The 23,305-nt window shown below is 70.5% G+C and carries 19 protein-coding genes; 12 read left to right on the forward strand and 7 right to left on the reverse strand.

Annotation, left to right across the window (positions count from 1 at the left end):
• Positions 1 to 8 precede the first annotated feature (8 nt).
• The 3 genes from ABS52_02745 to ABS52_02755 all read left to right on the forward strand — a co-directional run bounded on the left by ABS52_02745 (position 9) and on the right by ABS52_02755 (position 4,558).
• Positions 9 to 2,267, forward strand: coding sequence for a hypothetical protein (locus ABS52_02745; GenBank protein ID ODT05080.1), 2,259 nt, complete (start codon positions 9 to 11; stop codon positions 2,265 to 2,267).
• A gap of 147 nt (positions 2,268 to 2,414) precedes the next feature.
• Positions 2,415 to 3,299 carry a hypothetical protein gene (locus ABS52_02750; protein ODT05081.1) on the forward strand — a complete coding sequence of 295 codons (885 nt, stop codon included), beginning with the start codon at positions 2,415 to 2,417 and terminating at the stop codon, positions 3,297 to 3,299.
• A gap of 86 nt (positions 3,300 to 3,385) precedes the next feature.
• On the forward strand, positions 3,386 to 4,558 hold the full coding sequence (locus ABS52_02755; protein ID ODT05082.1) for a hypothetical protein: 1,173 nt from the start codon (positions 3,386 to 3,388) through the stop codon (positions 4,556 to 4,558).
• Here ABS52_02755 and ABS52_02760 read toward each other — a convergent pair.
• A complete protein-coding gene (locus ABS52_02760; GenBank protein ID ODT05083.1) occupies positions 4,555 to 5,277 on the reverse strand; it encodes a hypothetical protein in 723 nt (240 codons plus the stop codon). The genes ABS52_02755 and ABS52_02760 overlap by 4 nt on opposite strands.
• A 242-nt stretch (positions 5,278 to 5,519) precedes the next feature.
• Between ABS52_02760 and ABS52_02765 the strand changes: the two genes are divergently transcribed.
• Both ABS52_02765 and ABS52_02770 read left to right on the forward strand, forming a co-directional pair.
• A complete protein-coding gene (locus ABS52_02765) occupies positions 5,520 to 6,392 on the forward strand; it encodes an acyl-CoA thioesterase II (protein ID ODT05084.1) in 873 nt (290 codons plus the stop codon).
• A 209-nt stretch (positions 6,393 to 6,601) separates the two neighbouring features.
• On the forward strand, positions 6,602 to 7,507 hold the full coding sequence (locus ABS52_02770; protein ODT05085.1) for a hypothetical protein: 906 nt from the start codon (positions 6,602 to 6,604) through the stop codon (positions 7,505 to 7,507).
• A 48-nt stretch (positions 7,508 to 7,555) separates the two neighbouring features.
• On the opposite strand, the gene ABS52_02775 is transcribed toward ABS52_02770, so the two are convergent.
• A complete protein-coding gene (locus ABS52_02775) occupies positions 7,556 to 8,893 on the reverse strand; it encodes a hypothetical protein (protein ID ODT05086.1) in 1,338 nt (445 codons plus the stop codon).
• A gap of 175 nt (positions 8,894 to 9,068) precedes the next feature.
• On the opposite strand from ABS52_02775, the gene ABS52_02780 reads away from it, so the two are divergent.
• The 4 genes from ABS52_02780 to ABS52_02795 all read left to right on the forward strand — a co-directional run bounded on the left by ABS52_02780 (position 9,069) and on the right by ABS52_02795 (position 13,459).
• Positions 9,069 to 10,301, forward strand: a complete 1,233-nt coding sequence (locus ABS52_02780) for a dehydrogenase (protein ID ODT05087.1) — start codon at positions 9,069 to 9,071, stop codon at positions 10,299 to 10,301.
• 60 nt (positions 10,302 to 10,361) lie between these two features.
• Positions 10,362 to 11,804: a hypothetical protein gene (locus ABS52_02785; GenBank protein ID ODT05129.1), complete on the forward strand. Its 1,443-nt coding sequence runs from the start codon at positions 10,362 to 10,364 to the stop codon at positions 11,802 to 11,804.
• Positions 11,805 to 11,953: 149 nt separating this feature from the next.
• Positions 11,954 to 12,946, forward strand: coding sequence for a hypothetical protein (locus ABS52_02790; GenBank protein ODT05088.1), 993 nt, complete (start codon positions 11,954 to 11,956; stop codon positions 12,944 to 12,946).
• Positions 12,947 to 13,006: 60 nt separating this feature from the next.
• Positions 13,007 to 13,459, forward strand: a complete 453-nt coding sequence (locus tag ABS52_02795; GenBank protein ID ODT05089.1) for a hypothetical protein — start codon at positions 13,007 to 13,009, stop codon at positions 13,457 to 13,459.
• Positions 13,460 to 13,582: 123 nt separating this feature from the next.
• Here the strand turns inward: ABS52_02795 and ABS52_02800 are convergent, their stop codons facing one another.
• The 3 genes from ABS52_02800 to ABS52_02810 form a co-directional block, all read right to left on the reverse strand.
• A complete protein-coding gene (locus ABS52_02800; GenBank protein ODT05090.1) occupies positions 13,583 to 14,920 on the reverse strand; it encodes an oxidoreductase in 1,338 nt (445 codons plus the stop codon).
• Positions 14,921 to 14,998: 78 nt separating this feature from the next.
• The gene (locus tag ABS52_02805) at positions 14,999 to 16,228 is read right to left on the reverse strand and encodes an MFS transporter (GenBank protein ID ODT05130.1); all 1,230 of its coding nucleotides are present in this window, start codon (positions 16,226 to 16,228) and stop codon (positions 14,999 to 15,001) included.
• Between the two features lie 26 nt (positions 16,229 to 16,254).
• On the reverse strand, positions 16,255 to 16,929 hold the full coding sequence (locus ABS52_02810) for a hypothetical protein (GenBank protein ODT05091.1): 675 nt from the start codon (positions 16,927 to 16,929) through the stop codon (positions 16,255 to 16,257).
• A 213-nt stretch (positions 16,930 to 17,142) separates the two neighbouring features.
• Here ABS52_02810 and ABS52_02815 point away from each other — a divergent pair, with 213 nt between their 5' ends.
• Positions 17,143 to 18,591, forward strand: a complete 1,449-nt coding sequence (locus ABS52_02815) for a hypothetical protein (protein ODT05092.1) — start codon at positions 17,143 to 17,145, stop codon at positions 18,589 to 18,591.
• A 15-nt stretch (positions 18,592 to 18,606) separates the two neighbouring features.
• Here the strand turns inward: ABS52_02815 and ABS52_02820 are convergent, their stop codons facing one another.
• Positions 18,607 to 19,164, reverse strand: a complete 558-nt coding sequence (locus ABS52_02820) for a hypothetical protein (GenBank protein ID ODT05093.1) — start codon at positions 19,162 to 19,164, stop codon at positions 18,607 to 18,609.
• 123 nt (positions 19,165 to 19,287) lie between these two features.
• The gene (locus tag ABS52_02825; GenBank protein ODT05131.1) at positions 19,288 to 19,737 is read right to left on the reverse strand and encodes a hypothetical protein; all 450 of its coding nucleotides are present in this window, start codon (positions 19,735 to 19,737) and stop codon (positions 19,288 to 19,290) included.
• 408 nt (positions 19,738 to 20,145) lie between these two features.
• Here ABS52_02825 and ABS52_02830 point away from each other — a divergent pair, with 408 nt between their 5' ends.
• Both ABS52_02830 and ABS52_02835 read left to right on the forward strand, forming a co-directional pair.
• Positions 20,146 to 20,679 carry a hypothetical protein gene (locus tag ABS52_02830; protein ODT05132.1) on the forward strand — a complete coding sequence of 178 codons (534 nt, stop codon included), beginning with the start codon at positions 20,146 to 20,148 and terminating at the stop codon, positions 20,677 to 20,679.
• Positions 20,680 to 20,720: 41 nt separating this feature from the next.
• Positions 20,721 to 23,294: a hypothetical protein gene (locus tag ABS52_02835; GenBank protein ID ODT05094.1), complete on the forward strand. Its 2,574-nt coding sequence runs from the start codon at positions 20,721 to 20,723 to the stop codon at positions 23,292 to 23,294.
• The last annotated feature ends 11 nt before the right edge of the window (positions 23,295 to 23,305 follow it).

The raw sequence follows: 23,305 nt of genomic DNA on the forward strand, positions 1-23,305 counted from the left end.
GGGACGTCATGAACCCGGCGGTCTCTCCCGGCATCGTCGTCTCGATCTTCGCGGTGGCGACCTTCCTGAATGCCGCGCTCCTGTTCGTGGTGGAGCCGATGTTCACGAAGATGGTCCTGCCGCTGCTGGGTGGCGCGCCGGCCGTGTGGAACACGTGCCTCCTGTTCTACCAGGGGGCGTTGATGGCGGGGTACCTGTACGCCCACCTCACCTCGCGCTGGCTCGCGCCTGCGCGCCAGGTAGTCGTCCATCTCGTCCTCCTCACGGCGTCGGTCGCCCTCCTCCCGATCGCCGTGTCGGCGTCGCCGCTGCCTCCGACGGGAGGGACGGGGCAGGCGGTCACCTGGCTGCTGGCGCGCCTGGCCACCGTGCTGGGCATCCCCTTCGTGCTGCTGGCGGCGGGGGCGCCGATGCTCCAGCGATGGTTTGCATCCACGCGCCATCCGCTGGCGGCGAACCCGTACTTCCTGTACGTGGCCAGCAATGCCGGGAGCTTCGTCGCCCTGCTGGCGTATCCCACGCTCATCGAGCCGACGCTGCCGCTGGGCGCGCAGAGCGCGCAGTGGACGCGTGGGTACGGCATCCTGATCGCCCTCGTGCTGGCGGCGGGGAGCGCGACGTGGGTGTGGCGAAGGATGGACGCCGCCGCCCCGTCTGCTGCCCAGCGAACGGGCGAGGGAGAGGATGGGGGGGGGACCCGAGACGACGCGGTGGTACTCCCCAGCATCGTCCCCACGCCTGCCTGGCGCCTGCGTTGGGTCCTCCTGTCGTTCGCCCCGTCATCGCTCCTCCTGGGCGTGACGACGTTCCTGAGCACCGACATCGCCTCGGTCCCCTTCCTGTGGGTCGGGCCGCTGGCGCTGTACCTGCTCACCTTCATCCTGGTCTTCGCCCGCCGTCCGCCGCTCAACAGGCGGATGATCCTCCTGCTGCAGGCGGCCCTCGGGCTCACGATCGTCATCGTGATCGGGGCGAACCCGGCGCGCCATCTCGCGGCAGCGGCGGCGTTCCATCTCGTCACCTTCTTCGTGATGGCGATGGCGTGCCACCGCGAGCTCGCCGACTCGCGTCCACGCGCCGAGCACCTGACGGAGTTCTACCTGTGGATGTCGCTCGGTGGGGTGCTGGGCGGCGCCTACAACGTCCTCCTGGCGCCCGTGCTGTACGACCGGGTGCTGGAGTATCCCCTGGCCATCATCGTCGCACTCGCGTTGCGCCCGATGTGGCGCACGCGGGGCCATGCGCGACGTGCGCTGGCGCTCGACTTCGCGCTCCCGCTGCTCCTCTTCGGCTTCGTGACGCTGGGCTACCGGTTGCCGTCGCTTCCGGGGAAGTGGGCGACGTACGGGCTGTACGGCTACCTCGGTGTGGCGGCATTCATGGCCGCGTCGTTCTACCAGCGCCCGCTGCGGCTGGCGCTGGGGGCGGCGGCGATCTTCTTCGCGACCGACCTGGGGTTGCGCGCCACGAATGACGACCTGTACCGGGGGCGCTCGTTCTTCGGCGTGTATCGCGTGCGCCGGTGGGAGGACTATCACCTGCTGCAGCACGGGACCACCACGCACGGTGGGCAGAGCGTGATTGCCAGCCGCCGGACCGAGCCGCTCACGTACTACCATCGCGAGGGGCCGCTGGGCGACCTCTTTCGTTACGCGACGGATCCTGTCGCGGCGCGGGCGGTGGCGCTGGTCGGGTTGGGCGCGGGGACGACCGCCTGCTACTCGCGCCCCGGCGAGCGGTGGACCTACTACGAGATCGACCCGCTGGTGGTGGCCATTGCCCGCACGCCGCAGCTGTTCAGCTACCTGCGGGATTGCCAGCCCGATGTGAAGATCGTGATCGGCGATGCGCGGCTGTCGCTGGCGGAGGCCCCCGACTCGTCGTTCGACCTCATCATGCTCGACGCCTTCAGTTCCGACGCGATCCCGGTGCACCTGATGACGCGCGAGGCGTTGCAGCTGTATGCCAGGAAGCTCCGCGCCGGGGGAATCATTGCCTTCCACATCAGCAATCGGTACCTCGACCTTGGGCCCGTCCTCGTGGAGCTGGCGCGCGACGCACGGCTGGCGGGGGCGACGGTCAACCGCGACGTCGACGACGCCCAGAAGGCGAAGCTGTACTACGGGTCGCGGTGGATCGCGCTGGCGGCGCACGCTCACACCCTGGCACCGCTCGTCCGCCAGGCCGGGTGGGAGGTGTTGCCCCCCTCGGCGCCGGTGCGCGTCTGGACCGACGACTTCTCGGACGTGCTCGGCGCCCTCAAGTAGGCGTCCTGGAGCGCTGCCCCCCGCCGGGCCACTGGGGCGCGTCTCATTAACGCGCCGTGTAGGGAGCCGGCGCCAAACTGTGGGGGGTCGACCGTACGGGCGGCCCGACCGCTCCCCCTCGCGCCGGGCCGGGTTCGGCGGCACGTTATGCGCCGGTCCGAAGGTGCGATCCCACGCCCGCTCCCTGGAGGATTCGTGCGCCGAACGCTGCTCGCCGTGATAGCTGGAGGAATCGCCATCTGTGCGCCGTGCACCGGCGCGCAGGAGAGCTCGTCAGCTGCAATCCACGCCGATGCCTTCCCGTCCGACACCCTCCGTCACTCGTACGACCCCCGGCTGCCGCTCGTGATGGCGCAGCCGGCGGGGGTGGTGCCGGGGATGCCGGCAGCGCACGTGGAGGCGGTGGCGCGCACGGCGCCGGCGTTCGTCCGCATGTCGGTCGCGGCGGTGGGGGTGTCGGCGCTGGTCTCGCTCGCCGACGCCCCGGTGATGCGCGGAATCGCCCGGCTGCGAACCCCGGGTGGCACCGCGCAGCGGGCGTCGGTGGTCGCCGCGTCGCTCGGGGGCACCGTCCCGCTGTCGTTAGGTGCGGCGCTCTGGGCCGGCGGGGCGATGTCCGGCAATGACTTCGTGGAGCATCTCGGCGTGGAGTCGACGCAGGCGGTCCTCCTGAGCGGTGCGCTGACGGTCGGAATCAAGGGACTCGTCGGACGGTCACGCCCCAACGCCAGCCCTGACGACCCGGACGAATACCATCTCGGCGGCGGCTTCTTCAACGCCCGCCTGGCCTCCTTCCCATCGGGGCACACGAGCGCGGCGTTCGCCGTCGCGACCGTGCTCTCCAGGGAGCTCTCGGCGCGGTATCCGTCGCAGCGCTGGCTCATCCGGTCGGTGCTGTACGGCGCGGCCGGTTCCGTCGGCATCGCCCGCATGTACCAGAACGCCCACTGGCCGAGCGACGTGGTCACCGGCGCGGCGCTAGGGACGCTGAGCGGGATGCAATCGCTGGCATGGCATCGGGGGAGCCGGTAGAGGGTCGGGGGGGACACCGCCGGACGATGTTCCCCCCACACGCAGCGCGTGCAGACGCATGTCGGGCGGCAGGCTAGGTTGATGTCATGCTCGGGGTGATGCGACGGCGGCAGGTCCTGGGATGGCTGGCCCCCTTCCTGTGGGGCGCCGCGGGAGCGCGCGCGGAGGGGCAGCTCCCTCCGGTGGTCGATTCGCTGGAGCGTGCCGAGCGTGCCGAGCGATTCGCGGGGCCGAGCGGTGGCGAGCGGGGCATGGGGAGCGGGGGGGCGGGCGGTGCGGCCGGGGCCCGGGTCGTCGCCACCCGGATGCGTGGCCCGGCCCAGCGTTTCGACCTCGGGGGGCATGGGACGTTCGAGTACCGGCGCCCTGTCCGCCTTCGCGCGCTGCGCGAGATCCCGGCCACCGTCGGCGGGGCGTTCGCGCTCGGTGTGGAGCCGAGCACGCTCCCGGAGTGGGGGGTGGCGGCCGTGAGCACGCTCGCCTTGTACGCAGCCGACGAGTACGTGCTCGACAAGACGCGCATGCTGGCGCGGCAGGTCGGCCTCCCGCCGAACCACCCGTCCATCAACCTGCGCTTCGCCGGGATGAAGCTCCCGGTTCCGACGACGCTGGGGTCGGCGCTGTACTTCCTGGGTGACGGGACGACCGACCTGCTGGTGGCCGGCGGGTTCCTGGTGCACGGCCTCCGCAAGGACGACAACCGGGCCCGCACGACGGCGAGCGAGATCACCTCCGGGCTCCTCTCGCTCGGCGTGTACACGCAGCTGCTCAAGCGCTCGTTCGGCCGGCAGACGCCTAACGAATCCACGCAGCCGCGCGGCCGGTGGCGCCCGTTCCCGGCCCCGGGGGACTACAACGACAACGTCCCGGCCTACGACGCCATGCCGTCCGGGCACATGGCGGCGGCGATGTCGACGGTGGAGATCGTCGCGCTCAACTATCCCGAGAAGCGCTTCATCCGTCCGTTGGGCTACTCCCTGATGGCGGTACTGGGGTTCACGATGGTCAACAACGGCGTGCACTGGGCGAGCGACTATCCGCTGGCGCTGATGATCGGCGGGGGGGTGGCGCATGTGACGGTGGCGCGGGGGCGCGCGGCGCTGCCGTCACCACGGGAGCCGCAAGGGGAGTCGTCGCCCGGCGCCGGCGCCGGGCGTAGCGGGCGTAGCGGGATTACCGGGCGTACCGGACGCGGCTACTCGTGGTCGCCGATCGTCACCCCGCGCGCCGTCGGGGTGCGCGTGGGGCTTCCGTACTAGCGGATCCGGCTCCCCGCCGAGAACTCCTTCAGCTGCAACGAGATCGTGCCGAAGATGACGTGCGTTTCCATGCGCACCATCAGGCGGCGATCGTCGTCGGTGAACCAGAGCTCGGCGCGCCCGTTCTTGGAGAAGACCCCCTTCGACTTGATGATCGGCTTGACGACGATCGTCTGGAAGGTGCCCGCCGGGACGGTCAGCTCCTCGCGGCGGTGGGCGATGACCGTGACCGGGTTGCGGTCGGGGATGAAGTAGCGGTTGAAGTCGTAGGTGCGCCCGATCTCGAGCGGCTGGTTGCGCACGAAGTAGATGAACGCCCCCTCGTCGAGCGGGTGCTCCACCGTGGGGCGCTCCGGCTTCCCGTTCTCGCGATAGACCCCGCGCTCCGGGTAGATCTCGTACGTCTTGATCCGCTCCCGCTTCCCCTCGACCGTCTCCTGCCGGTGGCGGAGCGAGTTGAAGGTCTCGACGTCGATCCAACTCTCGAGGACGTCGTGGACGCGATAGCCGGGAATCCCGCCCTTGATCTCGAGCTTGGTGTGCCAGACCCGGCGCCCCCGCAGCGTATCGAGCCCGACGATCTCCATGCGGGCGGTTCCGACGTTGAACATCCCGTACTTCACGTCGTAGATCATCGACTCCCCCATGCCGAAGACGGGGGGGCGGGCGTCGCCGTTCCACTGAGCGCCGACCATGCCCTCCGGGACGAGCGGGGCCACCGCTAGCCCCGAGAGGGCGAGGGCTCCCGCCGCGACGAGGGGACGAAGGCGAGAGGCGGTGGGAGCTCGGGGTGCGCGGTGGATGGGCGACATGCGGTCCGGGGGGCGTCGGTAAGGCAACCTAGAGGCTTACTCCCCTCTCCCGGCTGGGGTTCCCCAAGGGCAGAATTCGCCGAAGACGTGTGCCGCAGCGGTTAGCACGCATGCCAATCCAGACCACCCAACACGATCCTCACTCCCAGATGTCCGGTCCGATCGACGCCCTGCTCACCCTGCTCGACCTCGAGCCGCTGGAGGTCAACATCTATCGTGGCCGGAATCGCGACGTGGGGACGGGACGCGTCTTCGGTGGCCAGGTGTTCGCCCAAGCCCTGGTGGCGGCGCGGCGCACCGTCGAGGGAGCGCGCGAGGCGCACTCCGTGCATGGCTACTTCATCCTCCCCGGTGACCTGGCGGCCCCCATCGTCTACTTCGTCGACCGGCTGCGCGACGGGAATTCCTTCACCACCCGGCGGGTGACGGCGATCCAGCATGGGCAGGCGATCTTCAATCTTTCGGCGTCGTTCCACGTGTCCGAGCCGGGGCTCGAGCACCAGGACGAGATGCCGAAGGGGGTGACGCCCCCGGAGGAGCTTGCTCCCGAGCTGCAGCTGATCCGGGAAATGGCCGATCGCATTCCCGAGTCGCTGCGCCCCGTCCTCACGCAGGATCGCCCGCTCGACTTCCGCCCGGTGGCGCCAAGCGACCCGTTCCACCCCGACGTCCGCGCACCGGAACGATTCGTCTGGTTCCGGGCCGTCGCTCCGCTTCCCGACGATCCGATCATCCACCAAGCGGTGCTGGCCTACGCATCGGACCATGGATTGCTGCCGACGGCGCTGGGGCCGCATGGCCTGTCCTTCCGCTCCACGGGGCTGCAGATGGCGTCGCTGGACCACTCGGTCTGGATGCACCGTCCCTTCCGTGCGGACGACTGGCTGCTGTATGCCATGGACAGCCCGGCGGCGGCGGGGGCGCGCGGATTCGTGCGGGGAGCCGTTTATCGGCGCAACGGCGAACTGGTCGCATCGGTCGCCCAGGAAGGGCTGACGCGGATGCGCACTCCCAAGGCCTGACCCCGACCCCGGCTCATGACGCGGGGCACGGGTCCACTCATCGTGTGGATCCCGGGGCGCGGCTGGTGATCGAGTTCATGATCCGCGAGATTCCCAATCGCACGGACCGCCCGGCGAAGCACCCGACTCTCGTGCACCGGGCGCTGACGGGAACGACGCCCTGGTAGCGCCGGGCGCCGCCCTGCGGCGGAACCAAGCGGAGGAGAGCGATGGCCAGACGCGACGTGCAGGGCGGGCTCCCGGCGGTGCGCAAGCCCACGGACGAGGAGATCGACGTCTTCGGCCTGACGCATCCCGGCAAGGTGCGGCCGGAGAACCAGGATCACTTCATGGTGGCGTCGCTGCACCGCCAGATGCGGGTGCACCTGACGAGCCTCCCCGCGCTGGCCGGGGCGACGCGGGACACCAACCGGCTCGCCTTCCTGGCGATGGTCGCCGACGGGGTGGGGGGAGGGGACGCGGGCGAGGAGGCCTCGCGTTTCGCCCTCGAGGCGATCACGGGGTTCGTGAGCAACAGCGCGCACTGCTTCTACACCGCCGACGCGAGCAACGACGACGAGTTCCGGGCGACGCTCGAATCGGCGGCGCTGCGCGTGCACGAGGAGCTGAACCGGCGCAGCGCCCAGCTCCCGGGGCGGCGCGGCATGGCCACCACGCTCACCCTCTTCCTTGGTGTGTGGCCGCGCATCTACCTCCTGCAGGTGGGCGATTCGCGGTACTACTTCCTGCGCGACGGCCAGCTGACGCAGGTCTCGCGCGACCAGACGATGGCGCAGGAGCTGATCGACATGGGCGTCCTGACGCGCGGCGACACGAAGGCGAGCCGGCTGTCGAACATCCTCTCCAGCGCCATTGGCGGGACGCAGAGCGCCCCGGTCGTGACCGGGGTGGAGAACGACTGGGACACGACCCACCTGTTGTGCAGCGACGGGCTGACGAAGCACGTGAGCGACGAGCGCATCCGCGAGCGCCTGCTGGCCATGACCTCGGCGCGCGAGGTGTGCGAGCAGCTGGTGCAGGATGCGCTCGACGGCGGGGGACGGGACAACATCACCGTCGTGGTCATGCGGGCCGTGCGCCGCGACGGGGGTGGCGGCGGCGATGAGGGTCGTTAGGCGGCGGACGGGAGCGAGGGTGCCGCGGCCGGGGCGACGCGCACGACGCTACAAGGCCATGGCCGCCAGCGTGCCGATGATGCCCACGGCGAGGAGGGCGACGAACCCGCGCGCCGCGAAGGCGAGCCACCGGGTGTAGGGGACCCCCGCCGCCAGCAGGATGGCCATCAGCGCCCCGTTGGTCGGGGTCAGGAGCTCGGTGAGCCCGGCGCCCGTCTCGTACGCCATGACGGTGGCCTGGCGCGAGAGGGCGAGGAGGTCGGAGAGCGGGACCATGACCGGCAACGTGAGCGCGGCCTGGCCACTGACGCTGGGGACGGCCACGTGGATGAGGGCGTGAATCGGGATCATGAGGAGGGCGGCGATGGCGGGAGGGTGCCCGGCCAGCGGTGATGCGAGCCCGTGGACGATGGTGTCGATCACGCGTCCGTCGGTGAGGACGACGGAGATGCCGCGCGCGACGCCGATCAGGACGGCGGCACCGACCATCGTCTCCATCCCCTTGAGGTAGGCGGCGATCCCCTGGCTGACCCCGAGCCCCGACACCACGCCGATCACGACGGCGGCGAGGAAGAAGAGGGCCGAGAGCTCGTTGAAGCCGAAGTCGAAGCGGAGGACCCCGACGACGTAGGTGACGAGCGCGACGAGCGTCAGGGTGACGGCGAGGGCATCCCGCCGGGTGAACGGGTCGGGCAATGCCTCGTCGTGCCCGGCGCCGGGCGCCGAGCGGTGTCGGAGGGCGTGGCGCATCGTCCAGGCGATCCACGCGGCCAGCCCCACGGCGAGCATCGCCAGGCGCAATCCGGCGCCCGAGAGGAGGGGGAGCTGGGCGAGCTTGAGGGCGATCCCGGCCTGGAACGGGTTGGTGGGGCCGTACGCGGATCCGACCGCCGCCGCCCCGGCGCTGGCGGCCACCATCGTGAGCGCATCGACGCCGAGTCCGCGCCCCAGGACGAGGAGGACCGGGACGAGGGCGATGATCTCCTCCTGCATGTTCTCCATGGCCCCGAACGTCGCGAAGATGACCGCGACCACGGGGATGGCCCAGATTCCGCGTCCCCGGAAGCGCCGGACGATGGCCTGGGCGCCGCGCGCGAGCGCCCCCAACTGCTCCACCAGGGCGAAGGCGCCGCCGACGAAGAGGATCGAGACGATGACCTCCGCTCCCTCGACCAGGCCCCGCGGAACGGCGACCAGGGCGCCTAACGGGCCGACCGGCGTCGGCTGCACGCGCTGGTAGGTCCCGGCGACCACCAGGCGGCGCCCGGTGGCGGGGTCGTCGCGCCGCTCGTACTCGCCGGCGGGGAGGACCCACGTGAGCACGGCGGCGATGACGATCCCCAGCAGGAGGAGCACCACCGGGTGCGGAAGGCGAAGGCGCGACATGAGGGGTGTGGTGAGGCGGGAAGGGTGACGCGTCGGCCCGCACGATCCGATGCGGGGGGAAATGTGGCACCGGATGCGCCAGCCCTCCACACCCGCTCGTCCTCTTCCGGCTCACCGGCACCGCCCGCACATTCCGCCGGTCACCGCCCCTCGACACCTCACCCCCTGCTCCGCCATGCCCCTCGGGATCGGTTTCATCGGCTCGGGCTTCAACACGCGCTTCCACATCCAGGGGTGGCGCGGCGTGCGTGATGCCGACGTCCGTGGGGTCTGGAGCCCCAACGCGCGCAATGCCGCCAGCGCCGCCCGCCTCGCGCAGGAATGCGACGTCGGCGCCGCCAAGCCCTACAAGAGTATTGCCGCCATGGTCGCCGACCCGGCAATCGATGCCATCTGGCTGTGCGGTCCCAACCATGCGCGCATCGAGAACGTCGAGGAGATCGTCGACACCATCAAGCGCGGCAAGGGGACGCTCAAGGGCATCGCGTGCGAGAAGCCGCTGGCCCGCAACGTCGCCGAGGCGAAGGCGGTGCAGAAGATGGTGGCGTCGGTGGGGCTGGCGACCGGCTATCTCGAGAACCAGCTCTTCGCGCCCCACGTGGAGGCGGGGCGCGCGCTGCTGTGGGCGCGCGGTGCCGCAACCACCGGGCGCCCGTACCTGGCGCGGGCGGCCGAGGAGCACAGCGGGCCGCACGCCCCCTGGTTCTGGCGCGGGAGCCTGCAAGGGGGCGGGGTGCTCAACGACATGATGTGCCACTCGGCGCTCGTCGTGCGGCACCTGCTCACCCGCCCGGGCGACGCGCTCGACTCGGTGAAGCCGGTCCGGGTGACGGGGCACATCGCCTCGCTCAAGTGGACGCGCCCCAGGTACGCCAGGCAGTTGAAGGCCACGATGGGGAAGGCGGTGGACTATGCCCGCGCGCCATCGGAGGACTTCGCCTCGGTGACGATCGAGTTCGAGACCGCGGACGGGCATCGGGTGATCGGCGAGGCGAGCACGTCGTGGTCGTTCGTGGGCGCAGGATTGCGGCTGTCGGCGGAGCTGCTGGGGCCGGAGTACTCGATGCGGTGGAACTCGCTGGACAGCGGCCTGCAGCTGTTCTTCTCGCGCGCGGTGACGGGGCGTGCCGGCGAGGACCTGGTCGAGAAGCAGAACGCCGAGCAGGGGGTGATGCCGGTGGTCCCCCAGGAGTACCTCGCCTACGGCTACACCGACGAGGACCGGCACTTCGTGCGGGTCTTCCAGGGGAAGGAGGCGCCCCGCCTCACCTTCGCCGACGGGGTGGAGGTGGTGAGGCTCCTGATGACGGCGTATGCGAGCGCGGAGCAGGGGAAGACGCTCGCCTTCCCCGCGCGCGGCGTCGACACGTTCATCCCGGCGGTCGCGCGCGGGACGTGGAAGCCGTAGGCGGTGCTGCGCCCGTTGCCCATCACGCGACTCACCGTGGACTGCCCCACGATTCCGCCCATCCGGCGCTCCATCGCGCGCCGGCACGCCGCCCTTCACCTGGCCGTCGTCGCCGCGCTCGCCCTCCCCTCGAGCATGGGGGCCCAGCGCCCCACGCTCTCCCCGCCGGCGCGCCAGTACGTCAGCGTCGACACGGCGATCCTCGCCCTCACCAACGCGCGGGTGATCGACGGAACGGGGGCGCCGGCGCGCGAGGGACAGACCCTCCTGGTGCGCAACGGCCGCATCGAGGCGGTGGGGCCGGCGCGGGCGGTCGCCATCCCGGCAGGGGCACAGGTCATGGACCTCGCCGGCAAGAGCGTGATCCCCGGCCTGGTGATGGTCCACGAGCACCTGTTCTATCCGGTGGGCCCCGGCGTGTACGGCAACCTTTCGGAGTCGTTCGTGCGATTGTACCTGGCGGGAGGGGTCACCTCCATGCGCACGGGCGGCAACATGAACGGATACGGCGAGCTCAACATCGCCAAGGCGATCGCCCGCGGCGACAAGGCGGGACCGTGGATCGACGCCACGGCGCCATACGTGAACGGTCCCAACCCGTTCGGGCAGATGCAGGCGCTCACCACCGCGGCCGAGGCGCGGCGCTTCGTGGACTTCTGGGCCGACCAGGGGGCGACGTCGTTCAAGGCGTACATGCAGGTGTCGCGGGAGGTCCTGGGGGCGGCCATCGCGCGGGCGCACGACCGCGGCCTCAAGGTGACCGGACACCTCTGCTCGGTGACCTATCGCGAGGCGGCTGCGTTAGGCATCGACGACCTCGAGCACGGCTTCCTGGCCGCCTCCGACTTCGTGGCCGACAAGGAGCCGGATCGCTGTCCCGGACAGGGACGGGGACAGCAGTCGGTGAACGCGACCGATACGTCGTCCGCCGAGTTCACGTCCCTCGTCGCGGAGCTGGTCCGGCGCAAGGTTGCCATCACCTCGACCCTCACTGTCTTCGAGACGTTCACCCCCGGGCGTCCCCTCCCTCCGGGGGTGGACGTCCTCCTCCCCGAGTTGCGCGAGGCGTACCTCCAGCAGCACGCCCGCGTCGCGCGCCTGCCGCAGTCGATCTACGCCACGCTCTTCCCCAAGGCGATGGCAATGGAGCTCGCCTTCGTGCGCGCCGGCGGGCTGCTGGTGGCGGGCACCGATCCCACGGGCGGCGGCGGCGTCATCGCGGGCTACTCCAACCAGCGCGCGCTCGAGCTCCTGGTCGAGGCGGGGCTGTCGCCCGTGGAAGCGATCAAGGTCGGGACGCTGAACGGCGCCACCTACCTGGGGCGCGACGCGCTGGTCGGGTCGATCGCCCCTGGGAAGCAGGCCGATCTCGTGATCGTGAACGGCGACCCGTCGGCACGCATCGCCGACGTGCGGAACGTGGAGCTGGTGTTCAAGCAGGGGGTCGGCTACGACCCGCACAAGCTGATCGACTCGGTGAAGGGGAAGGTCGGATTGTACTGACGCCGAGCGCGCTGGTGAGCCGGAACCTCGGCGGCATCGGCGACACGACGACGCTCCCCCTCGCTATCGTTCACGGTAGGCGCGCCGCGCGCCATCCCGATCGTCTCTCAGCCTTCCACGTGCCAAGCCTTCGACGCATTCGCCAGTTCGTGGCCGGGTCGCTCTCGACCGCGCTCCCGGTCACGCTTCCGGTCGCGCTCCTCACCGGTTGCCTCATGGGCCCCTCCAGCGCGCTGAGCGGCGGGCCGATCGGGCGCGCCCCCGACTTGCGCGAGGCGGCGCTCCTCCCGGAGCCCGATTCGACGCGCGGCACCGGCTTCACCATCATCGCCAACCGGCGCGACATCCTCGAGGAGTCTCGGGTCGAGCTCAACGCCGCCGCGCGCGCGTATGAACGCCTCTTGGGCGCTCGCCCGGCGGACGGGGCCATCCGGCTGACGAGCGATGACCGTCAGGTACATGTCGTCATCCGCGGTGCTCGTCCGCAGCCCACCGCCTTCGTCGCGTCGCTCGGCCGCGAGGCGCGCGGGCGCCCTCTCCTGCCGGAGGCGATGCGGATCGCCAACGATGTGGTGCTGGCCATGTCGCACGAGTGGCTGTCGAGCGCGGTGCACGACCTCGTCCCGGGCGACACGTCGAGTGCGGGATGGATGGCGCGCGCGAGCGTCCCGGCGTGGCTGCGTGCCGGCCTGCTGCTCGGCGTCGCCGAGAACGCGACGCGCGAACGCTGGCTGGTACAGCTGGCGCGACAGCGCGATTCGCTCCCGTCGGTCGCCGAGATGCTGCGCTCCGAGGGGTGCGATGCTTGCCTGGCGTCCTTCGCGCGACTCGCGAGGCAAGGTGGCGCAGTGGATAATGCGGCCGATCCCCTCACCGAGGACGTGTTTCCGGCGGCGCGGCGCGGGCGCGCGGAGGCGATGGACGCGCGCGAGCGCCTCCTGGCCTCGACCTACTCGCTCGTGCTCTTCATGTCTCGCCGCGAGGGGCCGGAGTTCATGCGGGCCCTGGTCGCCGCCGCAGTCGCCGGGGGCGACGTGAGTGCCGCGTTAGGCACGGCGCGTTCCTTCACCGCCGACCCGGGCGACATCGACCGGCAATGGCGGGTGTGGCTGGCCTCGTTCGCCAATTCCGGCCGACAGTAGCCGCTCCGGCGCTGCGTCGCCGACGGCTCGCTGCGCCATTCACCCCTTCCCGCCCCGGCCATGCCCTCCGTCTTCACTCCCGATCGCGAAGCCGAGTTGCGCACGCGCGTCGCGCGCCTGTCGCCCGATGCGCCCGCGCAGTTCGGGACGCTGAACGCCCCGCGGATGATCTGTCACCTCATCGACGCCTATCGAAACGCGCTCGGTGAGAATCCGACCCGGTGGAAGAAGGGGGTGCTGAGCACTCCGGTCATGCGGTGGCTCATTCTCTACGTCATCCCGTTTCCCAAGGGGAAGGCGCAGACGGCGCGAAGCTTCCTCGCGACGCAGCCCGCCGACTGGGCGGCCGACGTGGCACGCTGGAACGAGCTCCTCACGCGCATCGTGGCGATGGGCAAGGATCCCTCGCCGCGCTGGGACCTGCATCCGCTCTTTGGCCCCCTCTCCACCAGGGACTGGGGGACGCTGATCTACAAGCACACCGACCATCACCTGCGGCAGTTCGGGGTGTAGGGCGGCGCAGCACCGGGCGACACGCGACGAAGGGGTGGCCGTGCACCACGCGCACGACCACCCCTTTCGCGCCTTCGCCGGCTGCACGCTGGCGACGCGCGCGCCCGAGGGGGTTCCGTCAGGCTATAGCGCCCACCCGCTGCGGTATGCCGGGAGGATCCACTCCTGCGGGATCCCCGTCGTCGTGAGCCTGCCGGTGGCGGGGTCGAGCTCGATCACCCGCCCCGAGCGGACCGCGAGGTTTCCGAGCACGATCATCTCGGTGAGCGGGCCGGCGTACCCTGCGAAGTTCGACCCCGGCTGCGTCCCGGCGCGGATGGCCGACGTCCACTCCTTGTAGACGCCCTCGGTGCGCGGGTACTTGACCGGCGGCATCGCCTTGGCGAGGGCCGCCTGCTTCACCGGATCGCACAGTTGCGGCTCCTGCCCGTAGGTGCCGGCGATGAGGGTCCCGCGGTCGCCGATCCACAGCTGCCCGCCATCGGCATCGGGGACCCAGGGGCGGTCCATGCCGTATTCCGCGGGGCGGGGCGGGTACAAGCTGCCGTCGCGCCAGGTGAGGGTGACCGCGGGGCGGCCATTGGCGGCCGGGAACTCGTAGGTGATGCGCGACATCTTCGGCGCCGTCTCGGCGAAGAGCTGCGTCGACTCGGGGATGACGCGAGCGGGATACTGGAGTCCCAACACCCAGAAGGCGGCATCCATGATGTGACACGCCATGTCGCCCATCGCCCCCGTCCCGAAGTCCCACCATCCGCGCCAGTTGAAGTGCGCATAGCCCGGGTGGAAGGGGCGCTCTGCGGCGGGGCCGAGCCAGAGGTTCCAGTCCAGGTTGGGGGGGACGTAGTGCATGTCGGTGGGGCGATTGATGGCCTGGGGCCAGATGGGGCGGTTGGTCCAGAACTCGACGCGCTGGACCGTCCCGATGTGCCCGGCCTCGACGATCTCGCGCAGCTGGCGCGTCCCCTCGCCGGCGTGCCCCTGGTTCCCCATCTGCGTGACCTGCCGTGGTCGCCGGGCCGCCTCGTCCTTGAGGGCGCGCACCTCGCCCACCGTGCGGGCCAGCGGCTTCTGGCAGTAGACGTGCTTGCCCGCCTTGAGCGCCAGCATCGCCGCGGGGGCGTGCGAGTGGTCGGGGGTGGAGATCGTGACGGCGTCGACGTTGGCTCCCTCCCTGGCGAGCAGCTCGCGGTAGTCGCTGTAGCGCCGGGCTTGCGGGAAGGCCAGCGCGGCCTTTTCCAGGTTGCGGCTGTCGACGTCGCAGAGGGCGTAGATGTTCTCGTGGGCCATCCCCTTCACGTCGTTGAACCCCATCCCGCCCACGCCGATGCACGCGACGTTGAGCGTGTCCGACGGCGGGCGGTGGCCGCGCCCGAGGACGTGGCGCGGAACGATGGTGAAGGCGGCGAGGCCGGTGGCGAGCTGGCGGACCGATTCGCGGCGGTCGATGGGGGTGGACATGGGGGGCGGCGAGACGGGAGACGGGAGACGGGAGGTGGGAGACGGGGGGGGCGGGTGCGTCGTGATGCGCTCGCGGTGTCAGGTCGCGGCGGTGGCGTTCGTGGCGGTGGCCTTCGTGTCCGGGCGGAAGCTCACCAGGAACAGCACCAGCACCACGGCGGCCATGATCGCGGGGACGGTCCAGATGCCGGGCCAGTCGTGGAGCTGCTTGAGGCACTCGCCGGCGGCGGCCTGGGCGTCGGTGCAGTCGGCGTTAGGCGTGGTGTAGCGGTCCACGACGCGGCCCGAGACGAAGGCGCCGATGAAGTAGCCCACGCCGTTGGTGACGAAGTTGATGAACCCCTGGGCGGCGGCGCGGATCTTCGCGCCGGCCTTCTCGTCGGTGTAGATCTGCCCGGCCACGAAGAAGAAGTCGTAGCAGATGCCGTGGAGGAGGATGCCGGCGTAGAGGAGCCACATCCCGCTCCCGGCGTTCCCCGCGCCGAAGGCGAGGTAGCGCAGCGACCAGGCGGCCATCCCCAGCACCATGATGAACTTGATCCCGAACCGCCTGAGGACGAGCGGGAGGAGGAGCATGAAGCCGATCTCCGACACCTGGCCGAACGTCATGATGAAGGCCGGCTCCGGCGCCTTGATCTCGTTGAGGAAGGGGTTGGCGAAGGCGTAGTAGAACTGGAGGGGGATGCAGAGGAGGAACGAGCCGAGCGTGAAGACGAGGAAGTCGCGTCCCTTCAGCAGCTGCAAGGCGTCGAGGCCCAGGGCGTCGCGCACCGAGAAGGGGGCGCCCGCGGCCCTGGGCGGGGTGTGCGGGAGGAAGAACGCGTAGAGCCCCATCACCACCGACCCCAGCGCCGCCACCCGCATCGGGAGGGCGAGGGCGTCGGCCTGGAGGACCTTCCCGATCAATGTCCCGGCCACGATCCACCCGATGGTCCCGAGGACCCGGATCAGGGGAAACTCCCGCGCGGGGTCCTTCACGTGGTGGAAGGAGATGGAGTTGGTCAGGCTCAGGGTGGGCATGTAGCACAGCGCGTACACGATCAGGAGCGGGTAGAACGTGCCGAACGTGGTCTGCGTCGAGACGACCCACATGAGCGCCCCGCCCACCAGGTGCAACACGCCGAGGATCCGCTCGCTGGCGAAGAAGCGGTCGGCCACCATTCCCACGAAGAACGGGGAGACGAGGGCGGCGATCGCGGTGGCGCCGTACGCCAGCCCGACCTGGCCACCGGTGAAGCCGAGCGTCTGTCCCAGGTACGTCCCCATCGTGACGAACCAGCTCCCCCAGATGAAGTACTGGAGGAACATCATGACCGAGAGCGACGCGCGCGCGTTCACGGGAGCACCCGGATGCGGACGTTGCGGAGGGCGAGTGCGCCGTCATGGTCGCCCTGGATGGCGATGTGCCCCGTCTTTTGCCGTCCGTATCCCCCGGCCGTGGCGAACTTGCTGGCCTTGACGCGCGCTTCCCAGTCGGGCGACCAGAGCTCGTACTCCAGGAGCTTCGTCCCGTTGAGCCAGTGCTCCACGTGCGCGCCATTGACGACGATGCGCGTGCGGTTCCACTCGCCGGCCGGCTTCACGACCCCCGCGGGCGAGGGGTAGATCGCGTAGGCGGCCCCCGCCGACGTCAGGCGGTTCCTGGAGTCTGGGGCCTTGGCGTCGTCCAGGAGCTGGTACTCCGGGGCGGTGAGCCAGATGTACTTCTCCGTTTCGGCCCCGCGATACAGGATCCCCGAGTTTCCCCCCTCGGCGATCTTCCATTCGAGCTCGAGCTCGAAGTTGGCAAACTGCTCCTTGGTGACGATGTCGCCCGTGGCCCCCATCTTGGCCATCGTGCCGTCCATCACGTGCCACCCGGCCGGGAGCGCGGCTCCCTTGTAACCGCGCCACGCATCCATCGACTTGCCGTCGAAGAGCGACTTCCATCCGTCCGGTTGTGCGCCCTGGGCGTCGGCGCGTGTGGCAAGGGTCACGGTGGCGGCGCCAAGCAGCACGCTGCCGGCCACAGCCGCAATGGAAGTGAGGTGCATGCGGGGTACGGTGCGCGAGAGGAAGTGATGTACGGCGAGCCAACGTAGGACGGCCCGGACAGAAGCGGAAGGGTCGTGTCCGGCAGGAGCATGGGGCCAAAGCATGGGGCCAAACGGCTCGACGCGGGAGGGTGAATCGGTTTGCTTTCATGGCATCCTTGTCTCCGCGCCAGATTCCCGAGGCTGACGATGACCGTCCAACTCCGCGCCGTCGCGCGTTCCACCGCCGTCGCCGCCCTGGCCGCAGTGGCGGCCACCTGCGCCACCAACCCGGCCACGGGCAAGCGCGAGCTTTCGCTCGTGAGCGAGTCGCAGGAGATCCAGATGGGACTCGACGGCGCGAAGGCAGCGGCGGCGCAGATGGGGGTGTACCCCGACAGCGCCGTGCAGCGCTACGTCTCCTCGTTAGGAAAGCAGGTGGCTGCGGTCGGCGAGCGCCCGGGGCTCCCCTGGTCGTTCACCGTGGTCGACGATCCCATCGTCAACGCGTTCGCACTCCCCGGCGGCCCCATCTTCGTCTCGCGCGGGATCCTGACGTACATGACCTCCGAGGCCGAGCTGGTCTCGGTGCTCGGGCACGAGGTGGGGCACGTCACCGCCAGGCATTCGGTGAGCCAGATCTCGAAGCAGCAGCTCCTCGGCGGGCTGTTCACCGTCGGGATGATCGTGCACCCGGCGCTCCAGCAGTACAGCGGCGTGGCGTCGCAGGGGCTCGGCCTCCTGTTCCTGAAGTACGGTCGCGACGACGAGACCCAGGCCGACGAGCTGGGCTTCCGCTACATGACGCGCGTCGGCTACAACCCCGCCGAGATGGCGGCGATGTTCCGGACGCTCGAGCGCGCGAGCGGGGGGAGCTCGCGCTCCACGCCGGAGTGGCTCTCGACGCACCCCGACCCGGGGAATCGGGTCGAGCGGACCAACGAGCGGATCGCCGCCGCCGGGGCGTCGATCGCGAGTGCGACCAAGGTCGAGCGCGCGGCCTTCCTGCGCCACATCGACGGCATGGTCTTCGGTGACGACCCGCGGCAGGGGTACTTCGAGCAGCAGCAGTTCCTGCACCCCACGCTCAAGTTCCGCTTCTCCTTCCCGTCGGGATGGAAGATGCAGAACACGGCGTCGGCGGTGATCGGCGCCAGCGCCCAGGGCGATGCCCAGATCACCCTGGAGCATGCCGGGAACGCGGCGCCGTCCGCGGCGCTGTCGCAGTTCCTGGGGCAGCAGGGAGTTGCGGCTGGCGGAACGAGCACGGCGCCCGTCAACGGACTCCCCGCCGCCGTCGGCCAGTTCGCGGCCACCCTGTCGGACGGGACGCGGCTCGCGGGCTACGTGGCCTTCATCCAGCTGGATGGAACGACCTATCGCCTGCTGGCCATCACCCCGCAGCAGCTGGTCACGTCGTACGACGCGTCCTTCCGCACGACGATCAACTCCTTCGCGCGGCTCACCGACCCCAAGGCGCTCGCCGTGAAGCCGATGCGCGTGCGCCTGGTGACGACGCCGCGCGCCATGACGCTGGCCGAGTTCAACTCGCATTATCCCTCGGCCGTCCCGCTGGCGACCATCGCGGTCATCAACGGCATGGAGAGCGCGGCAACGATCCCGGCCGGGACGCTGGTCAAGCGGGTCGTGGTCGAGTGACCCGCGTCCCGGCCGTTAGCCGGGATCGGCGACCAGCGCCCTGAGCTTCTCCATCGTGGCGAGGTTGCGCGCCGTCCCCGTCGCGCCAAGGATGCGCCCCGCGGCCGACAGCACCTCGCTCTTCGAGATGCCGTTGACGCACCAGAAGTAGGCGACGCGGCCGGCGAGCGCGATGCGCTCCGGCTCCCAACGCTGTGCCAGCAACGGTTTCAGCGGAGCGGTGGCCACGGCGTCTCCCAGGACCCAGAGCAGGAGCCGGGCGGGATCGGCGGCGAACTCCTGGAGCGGATTGGCGTCGAGCACGGCCGCGACCTCCGTGCCCGCGAGGATCGTGACCTGCGTCGAGACGCGCAGCTCTTCCTCGATGGCGCGCTCGAGGCGTCGCGCCTCGGCGGCGGCGGCTGTCGGCCTTCCGGAGTACACCACGTTTCCGCTGTTCAGGAGCGTGCGCACGTCGTGGTAGCCCAGCTCGCCGAAGAGCCGGCGCAGGTCGGCCATCGCGATCCGCTTGGCGGTGCCGACATTGATGCCGCGCAGCAGTGCGACGCGTCGTTCGAGCGGCCTGGTCACCATGCCACCCAAGGTAACAGGCACGCGACGTGGCGCGACGCCGTTGGCGCCGCGCCCGGTCGTCCACCGCTCGGCGTCGCGTGGACGCCGAGCGCCCGATGCGTCAGGCAGGGCGGGGGCGTGTCGCTACTTCGCGTACGCGCAGCTCACCTTGGGGTTCCACGCGGCGAACATCCCGCTGGGATTCGGCCGCCACGCCCAGATGTGCAGCGCCCAGACCCCCAGCGGTTCGTTGCGCATGAACGGGACGCCAAGGAGCGTCGGCGGCTCCGCGGAGGCGGCCAGCGGGACCACGTAGTCCACGCCGACCAGCTGCAAGGAGCCGTTGGGCTGCGGCTCGTACATCAGGAGCTCCGGGTGCAACAGCTCGACCTTGTCGTTGACCAGGCTGTCGTTGAGGTAGTGGTACGCTTGCGCCCCGGCGGCGGACTGGGAGCAGCCGGCCGGGTACTGCGTCGTGTAACCCGCGGCCTTGGCGACGGCGATGTCGTGGAATCGCGCCGTGGCATTCCGGACCTGGGCCACGGCTTGCAGCTGCTGGGGGGTCAGCTCGCCGTTGTCCATGCGCGCGTGCATGGTGTGCGAATCGGGCTCGGTGACCGACTTCGCGACGGCATTCGGCGCCTTGGCGCCGCCGGAACAGGCGGCCATCACGGCCAGCAGGGGGACGACGAGCGGCCGGAGGAGTGCGGCGGCGCCGGCGCGCGCGTGGGGCGTGGGCGCCGGGGCGGGTGCAGGGCGAACAGAGGGGACACAGGGGACAGAGGGGACTGCGCGGCGCTGCAACTGGCTGATGTGCATGGAAGTCTCCAGACGGTGGTGTGCCGAGCGGACCACTGAGGCGGGTCGCCCTTCACCCTGAAAAGCCGAATTCGCCGCGAATCCGGCTCATCGTCCGACTTGCCATCCCCGGAAGGCACGCGATAGTATCGCATGCCTTCCCCCTCCGATCCCCGCGTCATCTCGCCGAGCCAGGAGACACCGCTGTCGATCACATCCGAGCAGTCGGGACGCGACGGACTGCACGATGTCTTCCCGTCGGTCTACCAGGAGTTGCGGCGAGTGGCACACCGTCACCTGCGGGGGGAACAGTCCGGTCATACCCTCGGCACCACCGGGCTGGTGCATGAAGCGTATCTGGAGTTGGCCAAGCTCGACCACGTGCGCTGGCACGGAAGGGGCTACGTCCTCGCCGCGGCGTCGCGGGCGATGCGCCGCATCCTCGTCGACTATGCCGTGGCACGGCGTGCCCAGAAGCGCGGCGGCGGCGTCGTCGTCGAGTCGCTCGACGATGCCCTGGCGATGGCGGTCGCTCGCGGCGACGAGCTCGTCGCCCTGGACGAGGCGCTCGAGCGCCTCGCGGCAGTCAACGAACGCTGCGCGCGGGTCGTCGAGTGCCGCTTCTTCGGCGGCATGAGCGTGGAGGAGACGGCGGAAGCGCTGGAAACCTCGCCAGCCACGGTGAAGCGCGATTGGACGGTGGCCCGCGCGTGGCTCAACCGGGAGCTGGGCGCGTGACGCCGACACCAGCGCCGGAACGGTGGCGTCGCATCGAGGACGTGCTCGCCCAAGCGCTGCAGCGCTCACCCGACACGCGGGATGCCTTCCTGAATGCGGAGTGCGCGTCCGACACCGAGCTCCGGCGCGAAGTCGACTCGCTCCTGGCGGCGCACGAACGCCAGGGGGCGGTCGATCGCCTCGCCGCCGACATCGAGCCGCTGGCGGCACAGTTGCGCCCGTCGGACGACACGTTGTCGGGACGCACGATCGGTCACTACGTCCTCGGCGAGCGGGTCGGCGGCGGCGGCATGGGCGTCGTGTACAAGGCCCACGATACGCGCCTTGGACGCATCGTCGCGCTCAAGTTCCTCCAGGCGCACTTCGCCAGCGAAGACAAGGCGGCCGAGCGCTTCCGCCTGGAGGCACGGGCCATCGCCGCGCTCGAGCACCCCAACATCTGCACGGTCCACGAGATCGGCGAGACGGACGACGGCCGGCTCTATCTCACGATGCCGTTGTACGAGGGTGAGACGCTGCAGCAGCGCATCGCGCGCGGTCCACTCCCCATCGGCGAGGCGGTGTCGATCGCGGTGCAGGTGGCGCGCGGGCTGGCCAAGGCGCACGCCCGCGGCATCGTGCACCGCGACGTGAAGCCGTCCAACGTCTTCATCACGAGCGACGGCGTGGCCAAGCTCCTCGACTTCGGGATCGCCAAGCTGGTCGACGTGACCCTCACGGGAACCGCGGTCGGTCCGCTGGGGACGGTGGCCTACATGAGTCCTGAGCAGGCGATGGGAGTCGGAGTAGACCATCGGACCGATCTCTGGGCGCTCGGCGTGGTGCTGTACGAGATGCTCACCGGCGAGCGCCCGCCGTCGGGGATGGCGATCGCGATGCGCGATCCGGGGCAGCGAACGGCGACACCACGCCCCTCGGCACAGCGCCCCGAAGTCTCCGCTGCCCTCGACCGCATCGTGCAGCGCTCGCTCGCCTGGTCGGCCGACGAGCGGTATCAGGGGGCGCAGGAGCTCGAACGGGAGCTGTTGGCACTGGGCTACTCCACCGACGTGCCTGGAGGGGGGGCGCCGGTCGCGTCGGGAAGCACACGTCCTGCTGCGGGGCGGGTCCCCGCCTGGAGGAGTCGCCGCGCGGCGATTGCCGGCGTGGCGACGGGCGTCCTCGCGCTGGCGGGATGGTTCGGCACCGCGCGCCTGCGCGACGAGGGGCGAGGGGCCGCAGCTGGCGTCGCCCCGGCGGCGACGACGATCGCCGTCCTCCCCTTCGCGGATCGCAGCCCGTCGGGCGACCAGGAGTACTTCAGCGACGGCATCACCGACGAGCTGATCGCGACGCTCGCGCGGGTGGACGGATTGCGGGTCGCCTCGCGTACGTCGGCATTCGCCTACAAGGGGCGCAACGCCGACATCCGGACCGTGGGTGCACAGCTCGGCGTCGACAAGGTGCTGGAGGGGAGCGTGCGCCGCGCGGGCAACAGGCTTCGCATCACGGCGCAACTGGTGAACGTGGCGGACGGCTACCAGCTCTGGAACGAGAGCTACGATCGTGAAGCGGGAGAAGGGTTCGCCATCCAGGAGGAGATCGCCCGCGCGATTGCGCAGACGCTGCAGGTGCGCCTCATTGGCGCGGTCGCGCGAGGGGGCGAGGGAAGTGCGCCCGACGCCGAGGCGTATGACCTGTACCTCAAGGGGCGCCATGAGTGGTATCGCCGCACCGAGGATGGGCTGCGGAACGCGGTGAAGTACTTCGAGCAGGCCGTGGCCAGGGCGCCGGGGTACGCGCGTGCGCACACGGGGCTCGCGGATGCGTACGCCGTGCTCGGGTTCTACGACTACCTCCCTCCCGCCGAGGCCTTCCCGAAGGCCGAGGAGGCCGCGAATCGCGCGGTGGCGCTCGACCCGACGCTCGCGGCGCCGCACGCCACGCTCGGCTACGTGGCGCTGTATCACCACTGGGATTTCGTGCGTGGCGAGGAATCGTTCCGGCGTGCCATCGCCCTCGACCCGAACTACTCGACGGCGCACCAATGGTACGCCAACCTTCTCACCGCGGCCGGGCGCTTTTCCGAGGCCGAGGGCGAGATGCGGCGAGCGCAGCAGGATGACCCGCTCTCGCTGATCGCGACCGTCGCGCTGGGGTGGGTGCAGTACCACGCGGGGAGCAACACGGCGGCGCTCGACCAGCTTCGCAGGGCGATGGAGCAGGACCCGAACTACCCGCTCACGCACCTGTGGGAGTCGATGACGCTCGAGGCGATGGACTCGCTGGGTGCGGCGGTGGAGGCGAGCCGGCGCGCGGTCGCGACGTCGGACAGCGGGGCGATCCACGTGGCGCAGCTGGCGCGCGTCCTGGCCCTGTCCGCATCGCGGGGCGAGGCGGAGCGACTCCTCCAGCGCCTGCTCGTGCGTGGATCGGGAGGCGGTTACGTCCCGTCGTACGAGGTTGCCAAGATCTACGAGGCGCTCGGCCAGCCGGAACAGGCGTTCGCCTGGCTGGAGCGTGCGCGCGCGCAGCGATCGCACTCGCTCGTCTTCCTGCGGGTGGATCCGCAGCTGTCGCGGCTTCGCAAGGATGAACGGTTCGAACGCCTGGCTGCACGCGTGTTCGGGGGGTAGGAGGAGACGGT

It is taken from the genome of Gemmatimonadetes bacterium SCN 70-22 (genome assembly GCA_001724275.1).
Lineage (GTDB): Bacteria > Gemmatimonadota > Gemmatimonadetes > Gemmatimonadales > Gemmatimonadaceae > SCN-70-22.